The organism is Rhizobium sp. PL01 (assembly GCF_033447125.1).
Lineage (GTDB): Bacteria > Pseudomonadota > Alphaproteobacteria > Rhizobiales > Rhizobiaceae > Pararhizobium.
Genome location: NZ_JAWQUM010000005.1, coordinates 1 through 17,923, shown reverse-complemented (window position 1 = coordinate 17,923; position 17,923 = coordinate 1). Strand labels below are relative to the sequence as shown.

The 17,923-nt window shown below is 57.6% G+C and carries 13 protein-coding genes and 1 pseudogene; 8 read left to right on the top strand and 6 right to left on the bottom strand.

Going from position 1 to position 17,923, the window contains the following annotated elements; genetic code table 11:
- Nucleotides 1-26 precede the first annotated feature (26 nt).
- Nucleotides 27-1,043, top strand: coding sequence for a GlxA family transcriptional regulator (locus R6X40_RS13250; RefSeq protein ID WP_318414254.1), 1,017 nt, complete (start codon nt 27-29; stop codon nt 1,041-1,043).
- A gap of 171 nt (nt 1,044-1,214) precedes the next feature.
- Here the strand turns inward: R6X40_RS13250 and R6X40_RS13245 are convergent, their stop codons facing one another.
- A complete protein-coding gene (locus R6X40_RS13245; protein WP_318414252.1) occupies nt 1,215-2,117 on the bottom strand; it encodes a LysR family transcriptional regulator in 903 nt (300 codons plus the stop codon).
- Nucleotides 2,118-2,240: 123 nt separating this feature from the next.
- Between R6X40_RS13245 and R6X40_RS13240 the strand changes: the two genes are divergently transcribed.
- Together R6X40_RS13240 and R6X40_RS13235 are read left to right on the top strand one after the other, a co-directional pair.
- Nucleotides 2,241-3,266, top strand: coding sequence for an NADP-dependent oxidoreductase (locus R6X40_RS13240; RefSeq protein ID WP_318414251.1), 1,026 nt, complete (start codon nt 2,241-2,243; stop codon nt 3,264-3,266).
- Between the two features lie 125 nt (nt 3,267-3,391).
- Entirely contained in the window at nt 3,392-3,700 is a 309-nt protein-coding gene (locus tag R6X40_RS13235; protein ID WP_318414250.1) for a putative quinol monooxygenase, read from the top strand.
- Nucleotides 3,701-3,729: 29 nt separating this feature from the next.
- On the opposite strand, the pseudogene R6X40_RS13230 reads toward R6X40_RS13235, so the two are convergent.
- A pseudogene (locus R6X40_RS13230) lies at nt 3,730-3,831 on the bottom strand (IS481 family transposase); the annotation flags it as partial.
- A gap of 271 nt (nt 3,832-4,102) precedes the next feature.
- Nucleotides 4,103-4,645, bottom strand: coding sequence for a TetR/AcrR family transcriptional regulator (locus tag R6X40_RS13225; RefSeq protein WP_318414249.1), 543 nt, complete (start codon nt 4,643-4,645; stop codon nt 4,103-4,105).
- Between the two features lie 109 nt (nt 4,646-4,754).
- Between R6X40_RS13225 and R6X40_RS13220 the strand changes: the two genes are divergently transcribed.
- Nucleotides 4,755-6,251 carry an MFS transporter gene (locus tag R6X40_RS13220; RefSeq protein ID WP_318414248.1) on the top strand — a complete coding sequence of 499 codons (1,497 nt, stop codon included), beginning with the start codon at nt 4,755-4,757 and terminating at the stop codon, nt 6,249-6,251.
- Between the two features lie 461 nt (nt 6,252-6,712).
- On the opposite strand, the gene R6X40_RS13215 is transcribed toward R6X40_RS13220, so the two are convergent.
- The 3 genes from R6X40_RS13215 to R6X40_RS13205 form a co-directional block, all read right to left on the bottom strand.
- Nucleotides 6,713-10,639, bottom strand: coding sequence for a cadherin-like beta sandwich domain-containing protein (locus R6X40_RS13215; protein ID WP_318414246.1), 3,927 nt, complete (start codon nt 10,637-10,639; stop codon nt 6,713-6,715).
- Between the two features lie 90 nt (nt 10,640-10,729).
- Nucleotides 10,730-12,253, bottom strand: coding sequence for a hypothetical protein (locus R6X40_RS13210; RefSeq protein WP_318414244.1), 1,524 nt, complete (start codon nt 12,251-12,253; stop codon nt 10,730-10,732).
- On the bottom strand, nt 12,250-12,540 hold the full coding sequence (locus R6X40_RS13205) for a ribbon-helix-helix protein, CopG family (protein ID WP_318414242.1): 291 nt from the start codon (nt 12,538-12,540) through the stop codon (nt 12,250-12,252). The genes R6X40_RS13210 and R6X40_RS13205 overlap by 4 nt, the downstream gene beginning before the upstream one ends.
- Nucleotides 12,541-12,759: 219 nt before the next feature.
- On the opposite strand from R6X40_RS13205, the gene R6X40_RS13200 reads away from it, so the two are divergent.
- The 4 genes from R6X40_RS13200 to R6X40_RS13185 all read left to right on the top strand — a co-directional run bounded on the left by R6X40_RS13200 (nt 12,760) and on the right by R6X40_RS13185 (nt 17,587).
- The gene (locus tag R6X40_RS13200; RefSeq protein WP_318414241.1) at nt 12,760-14,049 is read left to right on the top strand and encodes an AAA family ATPase; all 1,290 of its coding nucleotides are present in this window, start codon (nt 12,760-12,762) and stop codon (nt 14,047-14,049) included.
- A 1-nt stretch (nt 14,050) separates the two neighbouring features.
- On the top strand, nt 14,051-15,103 hold the full coding sequence (locus tag R6X40_RS13195) for a hypothetical protein (protein ID WP_318414239.1): 1,053 nt from the start codon (nt 14,051-14,053) through the stop codon (nt 15,101-15,103).
- A gap of 23 nt (nt 15,104-15,126) precedes the next feature.
- Nucleotides 15,127-16,827, top strand: coding sequence for a DUF262 domain-containing protein (locus R6X40_RS13190; protein WP_318414237.1), 1,701 nt, complete (start codon nt 15,127-15,129; stop codon nt 16,825-16,827).
- 118 nt (nt 16,828-16,945) lie between these two features.
- Complete coding sequence (locus tag R6X40_RS13185; protein WP_318414235.1) at nt 16,946-17,587, top strand: recombinase family protein; 642 nt, start codon at nt 16,946-16,948, stop codon at nt 17,585-17,587.
- Nucleotides 17,588-17,923 lie beyond the last annotated feature (336 nt).

The following is a 17,923-nucleotide window of genomic DNA, read 5'->3' as shown; positions in this document are numbered from 1 at the left end:
AATAGCCATTCGTGCTATTGGCGGATATGACACAGATATCGGATATTCGGCCAAACCCGCCGCTGCGAAAGCCGCGTGACATCGTCCTCGTCGGATTTCCGGGTGTCGAGCCGCTCGACATTGCCGGACCCATGGCGGTGTTCACGCGCGCCGCGGCCCTGGTTCCGGACGCCTACACGATCCGCCTCGTTGCCCCGCAAGGCGGCACACTTGTCACCGCATCCGGCCTGTCGCTCGCCGATGTTTTGCCGCTCGACGCAATCAGCGCCCCTGTCGATACGATCCTGATCGCCGGTGGCAGCGAGCCGGCCATCCGCGACGCCGCGATGAACCCGGTCATCGTCGGCTGGGTTGCCGAGCGCAGCAAAAATACCCGCCGCATTGGCAGCATCTGCACTGGCGCCTTCATTCTCGGTGCGGCAGGCCTGCTCCACGGACGGGCGGCCACGACACATTGGGCGGCGACAGGCATTCTGCAGGGGTACTTCCCGACGGCGCGGGTCGATCCGGATGCCATTTACCTGATCGATGGGCCGGTCTGTACCTCTGCCGGTGTCACGGCGGGCATCGATCTGGCACTTGCCCTTGTCGAGGCCGATCTTGGCCATAAGGTCGTGGCCGAGATCGCCCGCGACCTCGTCCTGTTCCTGCACCGGCCCGGTGGCCAACGGCAGTTCAGCGCGACATTGGCGGCGCAAGCGCGCAGTGGCGATCGATTTGCGGAACTGCTGCCCTGGATCTTCGATAACCCCGAGGCGGATTTGAGCGTATCGGCGCTGGCCGACCGCGCCGCCATGAGCGAGCGAAGCTTTGCCCGCCGTTTCACCCATGATGTCGGGCGGACGCCTGCCCGCTATGTGCTGGACATGCGCCTCGACCATGCCCGCCGGTTTCTCGAAACAACCGCCTGGACGCTGGATCGCATTGCCGCCCGCTGCGGCTTTGGTACGACCGACACACTTCACCGGTTGTTCCGGCGCGAAATCGGTTCGACACCCTCAGCCTATCGCGAACGGTTTTCGGCAGCTCAGCAGGCGGGATAACCAGACAGGTGATGTCGGAATAACGGATGGTCACGCGATACACATTGCACTATGCCGCTCGCTTCATCTCCGGTGAGTTTCATCGGCATCAGGGGGACAGTTCCCCCCAATCTCTGGGCCTTATGATCGAGGATATTGTCGATTGGCCAAGCGCAGCCCACCCCGTAGATATCAATGAAATCCCGCTTCGCGCTCCCGCGCCGATTCCTCCTTCAGGAGCGCGCCAAGCCACCGGGCGCCCGGGCCTGCCCCATCCGGATCAGGATAGACCAGATACAGGGCACCCCAGCGTTCGGCTCCAGCGATCATCGGCAAGGCTCGCAGCTCACCACTCGCCAGTTCGTCGCGGATCCAGTCTTCGGCATACCAAGCGAAGCCGAGGCCCAGACAAGCGGCGCGCACGGAGGTCGATTTGTGGCTGACCGTGAGGCGCTGCTCGGCAACGTTCCAGACGCTGGCGCGCTGCCGCTGCTGCCCGCTATCACGGATCACCAGGTGGCGGTGCCCTCGCAAATCCTCCACCGAGAGATCGCGCTGCAGTTGATGCAGCGGGTGTGACGGTGCGGCAACGGCCAGCGCCCGATATCTCAACAGCACGTCGCCCGTGTACCCCTGCGGCACGCCATCGGCAAAGATCGCGAGATCGACGTGGCCGCCAAGCAGAAGCTCGTCGGTGCCTCCAACCACCGATTCGAACAGCTCGACACGCGTTTCCGGAAACACGTCAGCGAAGCGCTGCAGGCAACGCAGCAGCAGATCCATGGGAAAGAGGCTTTCCACCGCCAGGCGTAGCTCCTTCTCATGCCCGCGCGCCAGGTTGTCCGCAGCCCGCTCCAGCCGAGCGGATTCGTTCACCAGCGACTTGCCGCGCCGGTACAGGACCTGCCCCGCCTCGGTGAGCTGCGCCTTGCGGCCCTGGACTTCAAAGACACCGACGCAGAGACGCTCCTCGATCTGGCGCACCGCATAGCTGATGGTGGATTGCGTCTTGTTGAGGTGATCTGCCGCCCGGGCATAACCGCCCTGCTCCACCACGGCCACCAGGGCCTGCCATTGCTCCAGGGATATGCGCATGCGGCCTCCAAAACATTCAATAAATCGATCATTAGCGTCGAAAAATTGAGATTTTTATCTGATGAATTCGAACATACCATCCAATCATTCGATACAGAAGCATCCCAACCAGAGAAGATCGTTATGCCCAGCCCAGTCACCCGCGCCCTCGAAATCCATCTAAAGAGCCGTCCCGCAGGCCTCCCCAACCTCGGCAATTTTGAACGGGTCGAAACCCGCCTCGATCCGCCCCAGCCGGGACAGGCGCTGGTCCGCAATCTGTGGATCTCGGTCGATCCCTATATGCGTGGCCGGATGGTGGATCGTGAAAGTTACATCCCGCCTTTCCAGCTCGGGCAGGCGCTCGATGGTGCCGCTGTCGGAATCGTCGAACAATCGGCCGATCCAGCCCTGAAGGCTGGTGACCTGGTGGTGCATTTTTCCAGTTGGCGCTCACATGCACTGATCGACGCCGCCACGGCCATGAAGATCGAGGCCGATGCCATGGGCAAGATCCCGGTACAGGCCTATCTCGGCGCCTTGGGCTTTCCGGGCCTCACCGCCTATGCCGGCCTCAGGAGGATTGCCAAGCTGCAGCATGGCGAAACGATGTTTGTCTCCGCCGCCAGTGGTGCGGTCGGCAGCCTGGTCGCACAGATCGCCAAGCTCATGGGCGCCCGCGTCATCGCTACCGCCGGCTCGGACGACAAGGTTCGCTGGCTAACGAACGAACTCTGCATCGATGCGGCCATCAACTACCGCGACAATCCGGACCTCGGCGCGGCACTGGCGGCAGTTGCACCTGAGGGCATCGACGTCTATTTCGACAATGCCGGTGGCAACCATCTGGAGGCCGCGCTGGCGGCTGCCAATCCGAAGGCAAGGTTCATCCTTTGCGGCATGATTTCCGGATACAACACCGGCAGCGCACCAGCCGGTCCGGCCAATATCTTCCTTGCCGTGGAGAAGCGCATCACCCTGCAGGGCATGCTGGTATCCGATCATGTCGATCTGATGCCGGACTTCCTGCGAGACATGTCCGGCTGGATCAGCGACGGCCACATCAAGTTGCGCGATACCGTTGTGCATGGCCTGGAGAAGGCGCCTGAAGCGTTTATCGGTCTCTTCGAGGGCGCGAATGTCGGCAAGATGCTGGTTCGCCTCGGTTGACTCCCCCAAAGCCTTGCCCGCACGCAGCTATGCGACTGACTGAAGCATCAGATCAAGAAAATTGGCTTGAACGTTTTCCAGAAACCCGCGAATTGACCCAGCCTTTTCAATCGATAGGAACCCCAATGACGTCCTTTGCAGTGATCATCAAGCACCAGACCCAACCCGGAAAACGGGACGCAGTCCAAAAAGTATGGGAAACCCACATGGCGCCCGCCATTGCCGCCAATCCGGGCCATATCGCCTACTTTTATTGCTTCGACAACGGCGATCCGGATTCGATCTGTGCATTCCAGCAATACACCAGCGCCGAAGCTGCCCAGGTATTCCTGAAGACAGACAGCTATGCGGCCTACCTGAAGGACGCCGAGCCTCTCCTGTCCGGCCCACCACAGGTGACGGCATTGACCCCGATGTGGTCGAAAGGCACCTAGCCGTTCGGTCCGGAGAGACTTGGCCTGAACCGATGTTCGATGCCGTTTTTGTCGCAGACCCGGTCGAAAATGTGGTGAAAAACGTGAAAATTGCGGCATCTACCGGTGAACTGGTTACCACTGCCCGTCAGAGCGCAGCAGGATCGAAGCCGGATACGCCGTGCTAACTCTTGACCTATCCTATGCCCCCCAGGACTTCACCGAAACGGGCCGCGCGACCGGCGCGGCACTCGGGGACGTGAAGACCGTAGCGCATGACACCGTTGGCTTCCGGTATTGTTTGGGCGACGGCGGGCAGGTGGCGGTGATGCCTGCAACCATGGCATCGGTGCCAAGCGGCAATCCGTATCTAACAGCCTCCCCCAGGCTAGCTTCCCATTCGCCCCTTATCCTTTACGCCAATCATCCAGCCTTTGCGGCCGCCGCAATATCGTGGAACATTCCTTCCCACTCTTCGTGGCCGATATCCATCAGACCGAAGAAACGCAGCATGAATGCACCCTCGGTGGCCAGAAACGCCAATCGTGCCTGACGGCCCTCGCGGGTCGAAAGATCGAGACCGGCGATGCGGCTTCGATACCAGTCACGGGTAGAGCCAAGATGCTCCGGGGTCTGGAGCAGCGCAGCCATCATGCTGGCCGCCTTGGCGTTTGCTGCGTCGTCCAATCGAAGTGTGGTTTCGACATGGGCTGAAACGGCCGCAACCGGTTTGGGATCGTCCCCGGCGATTGATTGAAACAGGTCGTCGTAGGCCTTGCCCCAACGCTCGAACATCGCCTCGATCAATGCGTCCTTCGTCGAAAAACTGTACTGAACACCACCCTTTGTGATGCCCACCGCCTTGGCGACCGCATCGATGGTTAACCCTCCAGCACCCCGCTTGGTTACGATCTGCTCGGCCGCGTCCAGAATCTGGTCGCGATCGATCGTCTTGCGTCGACCCATACCACTTGCCTTTATTTGATCCAATACGTATGTATTTATATTCAATCAACTCGCCCAGCAAGCAAATATAACGAGAACAGAAGCCAAAGGGCTTCGCATGGTGACAATAATGTACCCCCAAAACCGCTGGCTGGTCCTGGCCATCGTGTCCAGCGCGCTCTTCCTGATCGTCATCGACATGACGGTTCTTTATACGGCACTGCCGCGCCTCACCCATGATCTCGCTGCTTCGGCATCCGAAAAGCTCTGGATCGTCAACGCATATGCCCTGGTCGTGGCAGGCCTCCTGCCCGGCATGGGCGCGCTGGGCGACCGCCTTGGCCACAAGCCCCTGTTCATCGCCGGTCTTATCGTGTTCGGCATTGCGTCGCTCGCCGCCGCATTCTCGCCAGCACCGCTGGTGCTGATCGGCGCCCGTGCACTGCTCGCGGTCGGTGCCGCTATGATGATGCCGGCAACCCTGTCGATCATCCGCCACACCTTTGAGGACGAACGGGAACGGTCGCTCGCCATCGGCATCTGGGCCGCCGTCGCGTCCGGCGGCGCAGCCTTTGGCCCGGTGGTCGGTGGCATCCTTCTCGAATTCTTCTGGTGGGGCTCGGTGTTCCTGATCAACGTGCCGATCGTCATCGCTGCGCTGGTTTTGGCCATAACCATCATTCCCAGCCGCAAGGGCAACGCTGATAGTCCTTGGGATATGATCGGCTCTGTCCAGATCATGATCGGACTGATCGGTATCGCCTATGCGGTCAAGGAAATCAGCAAGCGGCTACCGTCCTATGAGACCGCTGCACTCGCGGCTGCGATCGGCCTCGTTTTTATCATCCTGTTCGTTCGCCGCCAGCGCCGCTCGGTCGCGCCGTTGATCGATTTCGCACTGTTTCGCAATCGCCGCTTCACTTCCGGCGTCGTTGCCGCGCTCGTCGCATCGGCAGCCGTGGTGGGCCTGGAACTGGTGTTTAGCCAGCGGCTGCAACTCGTGGCCGGCCTGACGCCCTTGCAGGCAGGCCTGTTCATTCTCCCCATCCCCTTGGCCGCCTTTGTCGCCGGCCCACTGGCCGGTCTGGCCGTACCCCGGTTTGGCGGTGAACGGGTGATGTGGATATCTTTGCTCCTATCGAGTGCGGGCATAGCCGCCTACCTGTTCACCTATCAGACAGGATCGCTGACGCAGATCGCCGCTTTTGTCGCCCTCGGCTTTGGCGTCGGCGCCGCCATGACGGCGGCATCGACATCGATCATGCTCAACGCACCGGAAGATCGCGCCGGCATGGCGGCATCGATCGAGGAAGTGTCCTTCGAACTCGGCGGGGCCATCGGCATCGCCGTACTCGGCAGCCTCATGTCCGCCGTCTACACCGCCTCGTTCATCCCACCGGCCGGGTTGACGATCTCCGACAAAGCCCGCGACGGCATCGACGAAGCCCTGCTCGCCGCCGAAACACTGCCCGCTGAGGCTGCCTCAAGCCTCCTCCATCTGGCCAATACCGCCTTCGACCACGCCTTTGTCATCGTCCTGATCGCCGCGAGTGGAGCACTTTGCGCAGCGGCATTTGCGATCGCGATCGCTGCGCGGCGGGAAAGTGGCGGCAGACGGGAACTTTGAAAAATAGGTGCGGGTGGCCTGTCAGAAAGCCGGTGACTTGACACCTCAGTGGGCGAAAATCGCGGGTTTCAGGCGTGAGGATGTTGCCCCACGCTCTTCGCCACCTGAGGACCACGTCCTAAGTGACGTTTCCGGCCGGAAGTAAGCATCAGCGCGCGTGTCCGGTTCGGGAGGTAAGATTGCAAATGGCTCCAGAAATGGAGCTGCGATGCCGGTTCGACAGCCGGTGCCATATCGCGCACATCATCGTGACCATTTGAACGGCCACACCGGCAACGCGTGGCCATGCTATCAAACAATTGCCGGCACATCCGGCAAGACGCTCAAGACCGTTGCGTGCTTTTTGTACAACGCTGACGTACCTGTCAGCCGTGTCTGCAGGAACAGATCTTGGTATGCCCCACCTTTACGGAGCCAGACGGCAGTGCAAGGGCACTGCCGTCCGTTTCGACGCGCCCGTGTCAGAATTGTTTGGCGGCTTTGACGCGTGCACCTGCAGATGTTTCGCCGCCGTCGGCGACATTAAGGAGGAGGCTTGCGTCCAGCATCCACCAGGAGTTGGTTTGCACCGTCACGCCGGCGGCGAGCGAGCCGAATGCGCCGGATCCATCCATGCCGGAGAAGCCCGCGGTCACGCCCAGCTTCGGCGTCAACGTCGCGCCACTTTCAAGCGTGAAGGACCGGGCGATCTCGGCGCCAAGACTGACACGGAATTGCTCTTCATCGAACCCGTCGATATCGATTGACCCACCCGCACCGTTCTTGACGCTATAATCGTCCACGCTTTCCGAGAAATAGACAATGCGCATGTTGGGCGTGAAGACCGTGTTCTCGTCGAGATTCCACTGCCCCTCGATCGACGTGTCAGCCATCCAGCGGGTCGTATCGAACGTCCCATCCCAGAACTGGGTATCGATATCGTTGGACGAACCACCGTACCGCAGGCTGGCATTCCAGAAGATATTGCGGGAGAGTTCAAGCGAGGCATACGGGCCGACCAGCCAGCCATTGCCGGTCAGTTCTGCATCCTTGTCGGTCGGATCGGTCATCCGATCATAATGGAAGGAGAGACCGACAAGCGCCTTTTCTGTCAGCAGGTAGTCTGCCCCGGTATTGATCATCGCGAAACTGCCCCAGCGGCCGTCATTTTCATCCCGATTGTGCGCGAGGAAGACGCCGTCGATCCAGATATTGAATGGCGGCGCAACCACTCCGTTCAGGCCGTCGGCATTGTCCCGGGCGGCTTCCATTTGAGCAAGGCTGGTCGAGAAGCTTGCAGTCATGCCCTCTTCCGACGGCATCATGCGCGCAGTGATGGAATCGGTCGCCTGCATCATCTGCCTGCGTTCCAGCAATCCTGGAACCTTGATCGACGACGAGATCATGTTCTGCCGCGTTTGGACGAAATCATGCACGAGCGCATCGATCTCTCCGGCAACCTTGTCGGCGTCATATGCCAGCCTGTAGGTGACGAAGCCGGTGTCCGAAGCACCAAGTCCGCTGATGAGCCGGTATGCGACCCGCACGTCCCCGGAATAGGCCGGGTCTGGCACGAATTTCAGATACCATCCGGCTGGCGCGCTGACAGCACCGGCCTGTGCGAGCTCTCCGCGGATGATGCTGGCCGTTCCCGCATTGGCCGGTTCGACGGAGACCAGATCGGCACCGGTGAACGGGCCGCCCGTTGCGCCACGGTTGAGATAGACGTTACCTGGCGTGGAACCGGCCGGCACCTCGATGACCAGGTCGGAAACCGTAACTGTCCGCGGCTTGACCATCAACGTGAAGGCCGCCGTTCCGGTTGCACCGTTGCGATCGGATACCTGAATGGTGAAGGCATGCTCACCGACGTCGGCATCCGCCCCAAGCGGGCCGGTCAGTTGACCCGTCGAGATGTTCAGCACGATCCCCTTCGGCAGCGTGCCGGAGGCGATGCTGTAGAGCAGAGGTGCGACCCCACCGTTTGCCGTGATGGATTGGCTGTAATCCTCTCCAGCCATCGCTGCGGCCAAAGCGCCGCCGGCAGGCGTGAACGCGAATGTCACGACCGACGCCTTGATCTTCAAGGCATAGATGGCAGAAGCCGTTGCCCCATTCGCATCAGTCGCCGTGATGGTAACGTTGGCGGTGACCGCCGTAGTGGGCGTACCGGTGATTGCACCGCTGGACCCGCCGATCGCCAGGCCCGCCGGGAGCGTTCCGGCGGTCATGGCGTAGGTATAGGGAGCGGTACCGCCCGAGGCCGTGATCGTCTGGCTATAGCCGACGCCTACGGTCCCCTCAGGCAGCGCACCGGCCGCCGGCGACAGGGAAACAACAACCGCCGCCGCAGCGCGGGTGACGGTCACCGTATAGGTCTTCGTCGTCGTGCCGTCCTGGGCTGTCACTACTGTCGTGATGGTATTGTTGCCGACAGCAAGGCTGATTGTTGCAGAGGCCGAGCCGGAGACGACTGCGGTGCCATTGACCTTCACCGTAGCAGTGGCGTCCGCCATCATCGGTGTTGCGGTGATCGATGTGACGCTGTTGGCGACCGAAGCCGTGTAGCTCGTCGTCCCAGCGGCGAAAGAAGGGCTCAATGTGCCACCCGACAACGAAAAAGCCGACATGTCTGCATTCGTGGCAAGCGCCGCAGCGCGGGTGACGGTCACCGTATAGGTCTTCGTCGTCGTGCCGTCCTGCGCCGTCACCACCGTCGTGATCGTGTTGCTGCCGACAGCAAGGCTGATTGCTGCAGAGGCCGAGCCTGAGACGACTGCGTTGCCATTGACCTTCACCGTCGCGGTGGCCTCCGCCACCATCGGTGTTGCGGTGATCGATGTGACGCTGTTGGCGACGGAGGCCGTGTAGCTCGTCGTCCCAGCTGCGAAAGACGGGTTCAGCGTACCGCTGGACAGCGAAAGGCCCGACATATCCGCATTCGTTGATGCGGGTGCGGCACGAGTGACGGCGACCGTATAGGTTTTCGTCGTGCTGTCGGCGGCGGTTATCACCGTCGTGACCGTGTTGCTGCCGACAGCAAGAGTGATCGCCGCAGATGGAGAGCCTGAGGAGACCGGTGTGCCGTTCACTGTTACCGTGGCAGTGGCATCCGCGACCGTCGGGGTGACCGTGATCGACGAAACGCTGTTGGCGACCGGGGCTGTATAGCTCGTCGTGCCGGCATGGAAGGACGGGCTGAGCGAGCCACTCGACAGGCTAAGGCCGGCAAGATCAGCGTTCGACGATAGGGGGCGGGTAACCGTCACCGTATAGGTCTTCGTCGTCGTGCCGTCCTGCGCCGTCACCACCGTCGTGATCGTGTTGCTGCCGATGGTAAGCGGGATCGCCGTAGAGGCCGAACCGGAGGTCACCGTCGTACCGTTCACCTTCACCGTCGCGGTCGGGTCTGCTGACGTCGGTCTTACGGTGATGGTCGCGGCACTGTTCGGGACGGAGGCGGTGTAGCTTGCCGTACCGGCGGCGAAGGATGGGCTGAGCGAACCACTCGACAGGCTGAGGCCCGCGAGTTCTGCATTCGCGGATGGTGCGCGATTGATGGTAACCGTGTAGGTCTGCGTCACGGAGCCATCGGGAGCGGTCACCACGATGGTGGCCGGATTATTGCCTACAGCAAGGACTATTGGAGCCGACCTCGCACCGGAGGCCACCGATATCCCATTCACCGTTATCGCCGCAGCGGCGTCCGATGCGTAAGGCGTAACCCTGGTCTCCGGAATATTGTTTGCGACCGACGATGTGTAGCTTGTCGTGGCCGATGCGAACGAAGGGCTGATACGGCTGTTCGACAAGCCGATCCCAGCAAGGGTCGCATCAGACGACGGCGGTGGCGGCGCCGAGCGCGTGATCGTCATCGTATAGGTTCGCGTGGTCACCCCGTCTGCCGCCGTTACCACCGTGGTGATGGTGTTGGCTCCTTCAGCGAGATTGATCGCGCTGGAAGGCGAGCCGGAGGTTACCGGCGTGCTGTTCACAGTGACCGTTGCGGTCGGATCCGCGACGAGCGGTGTTACCGTGGTCGATGTGACGCTGTTGACGACGGTCGCCGTGTAACTCGTCGTGACCGACGAGAAAGACGGGCTGAGGGACGTGCCTGGCACGGTAAGGTTGGCGAGGGCGGCATTCGAGGATACAGCCCGGTTGACCGTGATTGTGTAGCTCCGTGTCGTGTTGCCATCTTCCGCCAGGACCACAATAGTAACGGTGCTGCTCCCGACGACAAGGGGGATCTGGCTGGATGCCACTCCGGACCCCACCGATACGCCATTCACCTTTATCCTCGCATTGGCATTCGACGTGTAAGGTGTGACCCTGATCGACGGAATGCTGTTGGGAACGGATAGCGTGTAGCTAATCGCGCTAGCGGAGAAGGTGGGACCCTCCCCCAAACTGGCCGTAAGCCATTGATTTCCCGTAATAGCGAGGCCTCGCCGGGTGCGTGCATGGGTACACGCTTTTGAGCCTCACGTCAAAGACCCTTAAGGGGATTTTTCGATGCTCGCAAGGTCAAGCATTTTGTCTTCAACCCTCTCGGAACGTTGAACCCTTGCATTCGCTGTGGACAGCACGAAATCCAAGCCCCTCAAAACCATGTCCGGCCTTTCCTCCATGATGAGGCGGGCTTCCTCCAGGACCGCCAACATTGATCGAGCACCCTTCTGCTTCTGCACAATGTCTGTGACGGTCGCGACATGGCTTTCCTTGGCCGCTTTCTCCTCCAGAACCTCCTTACGACGGCAAACGGAGACTGCCATTTCCTTTCGACGGATTTCCCTTTCAAGCGCGTCCAGCACGTTCTCCAGTTCCTTCTTCTTCTGCCGTCGTCGCGCTGCCGAACCGGTGAACTTCGACCACCAGCGGAGGGGCGGAATATCTGCAATCTGTCTTTGCAGGTCAGAGCGTCGTATCACCTCGCGCGATAGATCGTCCCTCGCGGCGCGGCTGGCTCCATTCGCCTGACGCATTTCTGTCGTCGGCTTGAAATCCGGGATGGTCCGGTTCAACGCCCTTGAGGCATATTGCTCCAACTCCGCCAACTTTGCCGCTACGCCCTGAACGACGGCCGCTGGTTCGAAATCTTGTTCATGGGTGCCCGGTTCACGGTCCTGCGCTGGTAAACCTTGACGCCGCGACGCAACTTGGGTCGCGCCTCGCTTGTCTTGTCTTTCCGGCTGTACGGTTCTATCCATAAACAAGTTGATTTCGGATTTTCGTAGGCCCGCGAGCCGATGCAGAGCACCGATCAGCGCTCCAGCGTCCTTTTCGACGACAATCCATGTTTCAGGTTTCTGACCGGCAACAACCTTCAGTCCAACTTTTGCCAACCTACGGTGCATGTCGTCCGGGGTGCTTGCTTCGCTGACAGCAAGGCTTACCACTCGCCTCAAAGCAGGCAGGTCGTGGCCTTTGCGCTTCGTTTCCTGGTGCTGCGAATGGGTAAAAGGCTCGGCTGGGACGGGAGCTGACGTGTCAAGGAATTGTTCAAGCCTATTCGCGATGTGATGCAGGTTTCGCTTGCGCAAACCCTTGACGACCGTGTCTGTGTGCTTTCCCGGGACGAAGGTATGGCCGAAGGAAAATTCGGCTATTCGTGCAATAAGTTCGTGTTTGATCCTATCGTAGGATGTCGCAAGGATGCGACCGGTCGCAGGGTCTACTTCCCCGACGAGAACATGCCAATGAATATCGGTCGCATCCGCCGTCACCCGTCTTTTTTGATGCTCCACAACCACGGCACGGCCTGGATCGAAAGCAAATTCTTTCGCCAGGTGACCAAGTACAGCGCCCATTTGCTCTCGGGTGGTGAGCCTATGAGGTGCAATGATCCAGTGTCGAACGGCGTATTTCGACCCGGCTGAAATAGCATCGCGATGCATATCCCGAATGTCCTCTGGCGTCCCGTTGACGAAGTGAACGGCGTCGTTATCGTCGCCATTCTGAAGATGGCGGACCGTCCGACCAACGCCTGACGAGGAGCGCAAACGAATTCCTTTGACAATCATCGGCACAGCACCAACTCGCGAACCGATATACGGAGATCGGCAACGGCCGAACGCAGGTATTCGAGTTCGACAGGTTTTGTGTCGAGGATGGAGAGGACGTGATTAGACGAACGTCGAACGGCCGTTGCCGCGCGACGCTCTTTTGCTCCTGGAACCTCTCCCCGAACGGCTGAGGCGGCGGCCTGGCGAAGGATTTCGGAGATAGACAAGTTCATACGTTCCGCGAACAGCTCGATCCTTGCCTTGTCCTCCTCCGCAATGCGTATCCTGATCGATGATGTCTTCATTTCGTTCCTGTATGGGGTTCCACAGGGGCAAGGCCCCTTGGTATGCTGTCTCCGTGGTCACGGAGACATGACTGGCATCAGGCGAAGCCCTCGGCACACGTTTCCACATATCATTGGGCAATAATCCGTCGGCCACAACTGCGACTGTTGCCAAGTAACGATAAGATGTGATTCAAAACCTGTGGTAGATAAACGCCGCATCGCGAGAGGGACAGAAATATGCGACCAAGTGCTTTGATGTTTGGACGCTATCGGGCTTTCAAGGACGAGGTTCGAGTCGAACTGAAACGTCTCAACGTTGTCATAGGCAAGAACGGTGGGGGAAAAAGCCTTATAACTCGACTGCCCCTTCTAATATCTGGCGGTCTTTCTGGAGATTCAGAGCACTTTCTGGACTTGAATTTTGGTGGAATAACGCACGGATACCGGTATGAAGACCTAGTATATCAGAGGTCATCACAACCGTTCATGCTAGGATTAGAAATATCAGATGGTACAAACATAATATCATTCAAGACAACGCTTAGACATATTGTTGAAAAATATGCGTTCGGAGCAGAATCGTTCGAATTGACTAAAAACGGAGAGACAATTATTGAATTTTCTGCAGCAACCCCAGAGGATATCAGTTCATCGAACGCTTCATTTCTGGTGAAAGACAGAAAAGGCAATATTATTACCTCAAGCGTTAAGTTCGCGGGGCTATTTCCTAGCTTCGTGTCTGAAAGCGAGGAACTTTCGAGGCAATTGGCTGAGTATCGAGATTTGTTCGAAATCTCCCTCAAAAATCCTGGGTATTTGGGTCCATTTAGGTCAGCAGAGGGTTCGCTGGCGAGATTGCCACGCCAAGGCGTCCGGACACTCGGACCGAAGGGGGAATTGGCGCTCGATTTCCTTGGAGACAATTCGCTTCGCGGTGACGGTGTTGTTGCCGACCAGGTAAGGAAATGGTTTGAAACCTTTATGTACGGCAATGGCGTCGTCATTCAGATGGCCGGTGGCATCCCTCGCCTAATGGTACACGACAACCTGCGCGGCGTGGATGTCGAATTGTCGGAAACCGGAGCAGGCTTTGCGCAGGTTCTCCCTGTCGTTGCTCAAATATACGGTATTAAGTCCGGCCTAATCAAGAATTCCATATCGATGGTAGAGCAGCCAGAACTGCACTTGCATCCAGCCGCCCATGGCCCCGTAGCCGATCTTTTCGTTGAGCTTGCGAGTCAAACGTCTGAGGTCGTCCAAATTTGCGAAACGCATTCCGAACAGGTCATCACCAGGATAAGGAGAAGAATTGCGGAAAGGACATTAAATGCCTCTGACGTTCAGCTGATATCAATCGGTCACCAAGCCGACGAAGGCGAGGAAATCGAGCCGATCCGTTCGATTTCTTTTGACAAGTATGGCTCACCAGATGCTTGGCCATCGGGGGTATTCAATGAAGCTTTTGACGATCTTGTTCTATTGAAGGCTGCTGCGTCCAATCTTGATAGAACAAAGCAAGAGGGCTGACGTGCAGATAAGGATCAATCCGACCGTTCTCTCCAACACCATTTGGCATTCCTACCTGGATGTCGTCTTCGATTTTGTTCAACATCATTCGGAGTTTTTGACATTCGATCTAAGTGAGTTGAATGCCGTCATTCGGAGTGCATGGCTAAGAAATGCCGAGGGTACTAGAGCGCTCGTTCCTGACATGCTTCGTGCTTCCGCCTTGGCGGCAAGCAGATCGGTGCCAAGTGACAAGATCACTGTTCACATCGACGATTCTGCTCCTCACGAAGGAATTATTGAAGCTTCCAATGCTGTAAGAATTCATCCCTTCGGGGCCTTGATAATCTTGGCCCAACCCTTCCATTTGATCGTCGAGGACGAAAGCTCAGATGGCAGTTTCATCCTTTGGATGGCACGATTGCTTGGTAAAGACAAAATCAGAAAGGCTTACAATTCAGGACGTCTTTTGTTCCGCCACGCAGGAGGCAAAGGCCAAATTACAAAGTCTGCGAGAGCACTTTCGTATGGCGTATGGCCCAGGGACAATAAACCTATCAGAACAATGAATATTAGGGCTGGTGTGATCTTGGACAGCGATGCAAAGTTCAATGGTCATTCGCCAAATTCTCAAGTAACATCAAGCGTAGCTGAGTATGTCGCCTTCTCACATATTCTGATTGGAAGAACGATTGAGAACTACGTTCCGCGAAAATACATGGAGCGACGGCTGGCGGCCGACGGGCTCGCTTCAATGGCCACCAGTTTCTTTTCGCTCAGTAACGATGAGCGAACCTATTTTCCAATGAAGAAAGGGTTCAGAGACGAAAACGACAGCCCTCAACCGCACGCTGCATTCTTGGTTGACGCAAAGCGCCCCCAACAGGAAAGGGACCTGTACCGGAATGTGTCCCCAGCCGTGTGGAATGTGGTTCATGCCGGATTTGGAGAACGGTTGTCATCTATTTATATGGAGAATGGATATAGATGCGGGCCGGGTGAGACCGGCCAACTTACATCGACTCAAAAGAACGAAATCAATGACTTGCTCGTGAAAATAATCTATCACCTTTAGCCGAGTTCGAGGAGACAAACGAGATGCAAAACACTAGTCAGGCCCCGGCAGCAAGTGCGCGACCTGATATTATCTCGCTCGACGTGATGCTCCGGGATATCGATGAGGGGCGCATTCGCATTCCGAAGTTTCAGCGGCCCTACGTTTGGACGCCACAAATGATGCGAGAGCTGTTTCAGAGCGTTTTGAGCGGGTATCCTATCGGCTCACTGCTTTTGTGGGAGCCTAGAGATGCCGACGTCCCATCTCTCGGCAAGATCGGCCCCATCCAGACGCCGGAAAAAGTTGGAAACGCTGGCGTATCGTTTGTATTGGATGGCCATCAGCGCCTGGCAACGCTCTATGGTGTTCTACGTCTACCAGATATTTCAAACATGGATGCGAACACCCGTTCTGACCGGCTGGCGTGGAATATTGCGTTCGATCTCGAAAAAGATGAAACGCGCCAGATGCGGTTTCCTGATGACGTAGACAATCCCGCAATACTACCTCTGAGAGCGGTTTTGAGAACCTCAGAATTCATAAGGTTCGCCAGGCGCATCGACGAGAGTGAACATTTCACGAGTGATCAGAAAGCGCTGTTCTTAGATCGTGCTGACAACGTGCAGCGTGCTATCCGAGATTACCGTATTCCCTTGACGATAATGAAAGATGGTACGGTCGATGACGCCGTGGCGATTTTCTCAAGAGTGAACAGGACTGGGCGCAAGATTAGCGCTGACGAGATGGCATCCGCTCTGACATTCCATGAAGGTTTCGATCTTGAGGAAAAGATCGACGAGATACTAGGAAGCCTGGATGAGTTTGGCTTTGGCGACATCAATCGGAACATAATTCTTCAGAGTCTCCTTCACGCTGCCAAACAGAATTTTACGAAGCCGAATTTCGATAATCTGGCGACTCCGAGCACCAGGGATGCGATCAAGGCAGCCGTGGTACCAGTCCGCGAGTCTTTAAGACTTGGGGCGCAGTTTCTTAATAGTCAGATCGGTTTCAGGACCGGACGCCTGCTGCCATACGCATTTCAGCTGTTTCTGTTGGGAGTTTTTTTTCGAACGTTCAAAGATATTGGCAAACCCGATCTCAAAACGGTTCAGCATAATCTTAAGCGATGGTTTTGGGCAACGTCCTTCGAGGGCTGGTTTGCTTCCGCCAATTCCTCGGACATTGAAAAGGCGGTACGCGCATTCGAAGCGTTTGCGGACCAACCAAGCGATCAAAATGCCCTTCAATATTTCGAAAAGGTATTCATTGATCGACCACTGAAACCCTTTCCCAAGACGTTTGATAGGCGGTCTGCACGTATTCGAGCGATGCTTCTTGTTCAAATCGTTAGAGGTCAGGTGATTGATCCTATCACCGGCCAGGAGATTGACGGCTCCGAGCTAATGGCCGACCCTGACCGGCGCGACTTACCCTACGTGTTTAGGCCTGAGGGAGTTGCCGAGAGCCGTAGTCCGGCAAATCGAATACTCCTACCGCGCTCTCATGGGGCATCAGTCCGTGATCAGCTAGCAAACGTCACGGGCAACAACTTGGCATTGGAGAGCCACGCCATTGATGTCGTTGGCGCTCAAGCCTTGAGGGACAGGAATGTGGTCGCGTTCGTTTCCGCCCGCGAGGCCGAACTTGCGCGACAGGAAGCTGAATTCCTCCAGGAATTCGATCTTCACATCGGTGAGCAGACCGAGCGGTCAGAGGATGAGGTTGATATCGAAGAGTAGGCTACCGTTTACGATACATAGAAAACCTGACGGCCTATGGAACATCTTGCGGCCCAGACCACCAGCCTTCAACATGAGTCACACAAACGACCGTTTTGGTGACATGGGGAATTGCATTATGGGTGAGCTGGTTGGATATGTTCGGGTATCCAAAGCTGATGGGTCTCAGGTTCTTGATCTTCAGAAGGACGCACTGCTGAGCGCTGGCGTACAACCGAGTATGATCTACGAGGATTTCGCATCAGGAAAGCAGGATGACAGGCCGGGATTGAATTCCTGCGTGAAAGCGTTGCGGCCAAGCGACATCTTGGTAGTTTGGAAATTAGACAGGTTGGGCCGTGATCTTCGGCATCTCGTGAACACGGTCGATGACCTCTCAAAACGTGGTGTAGGTCTTCGTGTTCTCGCGGGACAATCCCCCATTGATACGTCGTCCGCTCAGGGCAAATTGCTCTTTGGGATTTTTGCTTCCCTGGCAGAGTATGAGCGAGAATTAATCCGTGAGCGAACGATTGCCGGGCTGCAGTCTGCCCGTTCGCGCGGTCGTGTTGGTGGCCGAAAGCCCAGGATGACTGCCGCCAAGGTTCGCCTCGCTCAAGCCGCCATGGGTCAACCCGAGACCGTAGTCGCCGATCTATGCGATGAACTACGGGTGTCGAGGCAAACTCTGTACAGGCACGTTTCCCCCGACGGCGAACTTCGGCCCGACGGGATAAAGGTATTAGGGCATTCCGGAGTGTACCTTCCAAAATCACCATAAACTCCACCTGAGAAGCCGATTTCCGACCTCATGAATTTTTCGTGTCCATGATAAAACCGGCTCCATGATCCGAGTTATCAGCATCCTAAGGTGATACCAGGGCGGGACAATACTGCTCGACCAATCCAACGGCATCGCCATTTGTCGATCAATCTCCGTGTCCTGACTTACGATATTAGTCGCTGAAGAATACCCCTCCTCGGTGCTTTGATGGATCGTGTCCCAGCGAGTGGTGTAGCTGGGTTTCGTAGCCATCGGTGATTTCCGGTAGGGTCGGGTTGCTTAGAACCAACCTGAAGGACACCACCGATGACCGACGATATGATGAACCTGCGT

Excerpts from the sequence above, each read along its gene's own strand:
- R6X40_RS13250 (WP_318414254.1), top strand. The coding sequence starts at position 27 with ATGACACAGATATCGGATATTCGGCCAAACCCGCCGCTGCGAAAGCCG.
- R6X40_RS13245 (WP_318414252.1), bottom strand. The coding sequence starts at position 2,117 with ATGCGCATATCCCTGGAGCAATGGCAGGCCCTGGTGGCCGTGGTGGAG.
- R6X40_RS13240 (WP_318414251.1), top strand. The coding sequence starts at position 2,241 with ATGCCCAGCCCAGTCACCCGCGCCCTCGAAATCCATCTAAAGAGCCGT.
- R6X40_RS13235 (WP_318414250.1), top strand. The coding sequence starts at position 3,392 with ATGACGTCCTTTGCAGTGATCATCAAGCACCAGACCCAACCCGGAAAA.
- R6X40_RS13225 (WP_318414249.1), bottom strand. The coding sequence starts at position 4,645 with ATGGGTCGACGCAAGACGATCGATCGCGACCAGATTCTGGACGCGGCC.
- R6X40_RS13220 (WP_318414248.1), top strand. The coding sequence starts at position 4,755 with ATGTACCCCCAAAACCGCTGGCTGGTCCTGGCCATCGTGTCCAGCGCG.
- R6X40_RS13210 (WP_318414244.1), bottom strand. The coding sequence starts at position 12,253 with ATGATTGTCAAAGGAATTCGTTTGCGCTCCTCGTCAGGCGTTGGTCGG.
- R6X40_RS13205 (WP_318414242.1), bottom strand. The coding sequence starts at position 12,540 with ATGAAGACATCATCGATCAGGATACGCATTGCGGAGGAGGACAAGGCA.
- R6X40_RS13200 (WP_318414241.1), top strand. The coding sequence starts at position 12,760 with ATGCGACCAAGTGCTTTGATGTTTGGACGCTATCGGGCTTTCAAGGAC.
- R6X40_RS13190 (WP_318414237.1), top strand. The coding sequence starts at position 15,127 with ATGCAAAACACTAGTCAGGCCCCGGCAGCAAGTGCGCGACCTGATATT.
- R6X40_RS13185 (WP_318414235.1), top strand. The coding sequence starts at position 16,946 with ATGGGTGAGCTGGTTGGATATGTTCGGGTATCCAAAGCTGATGGGTCT.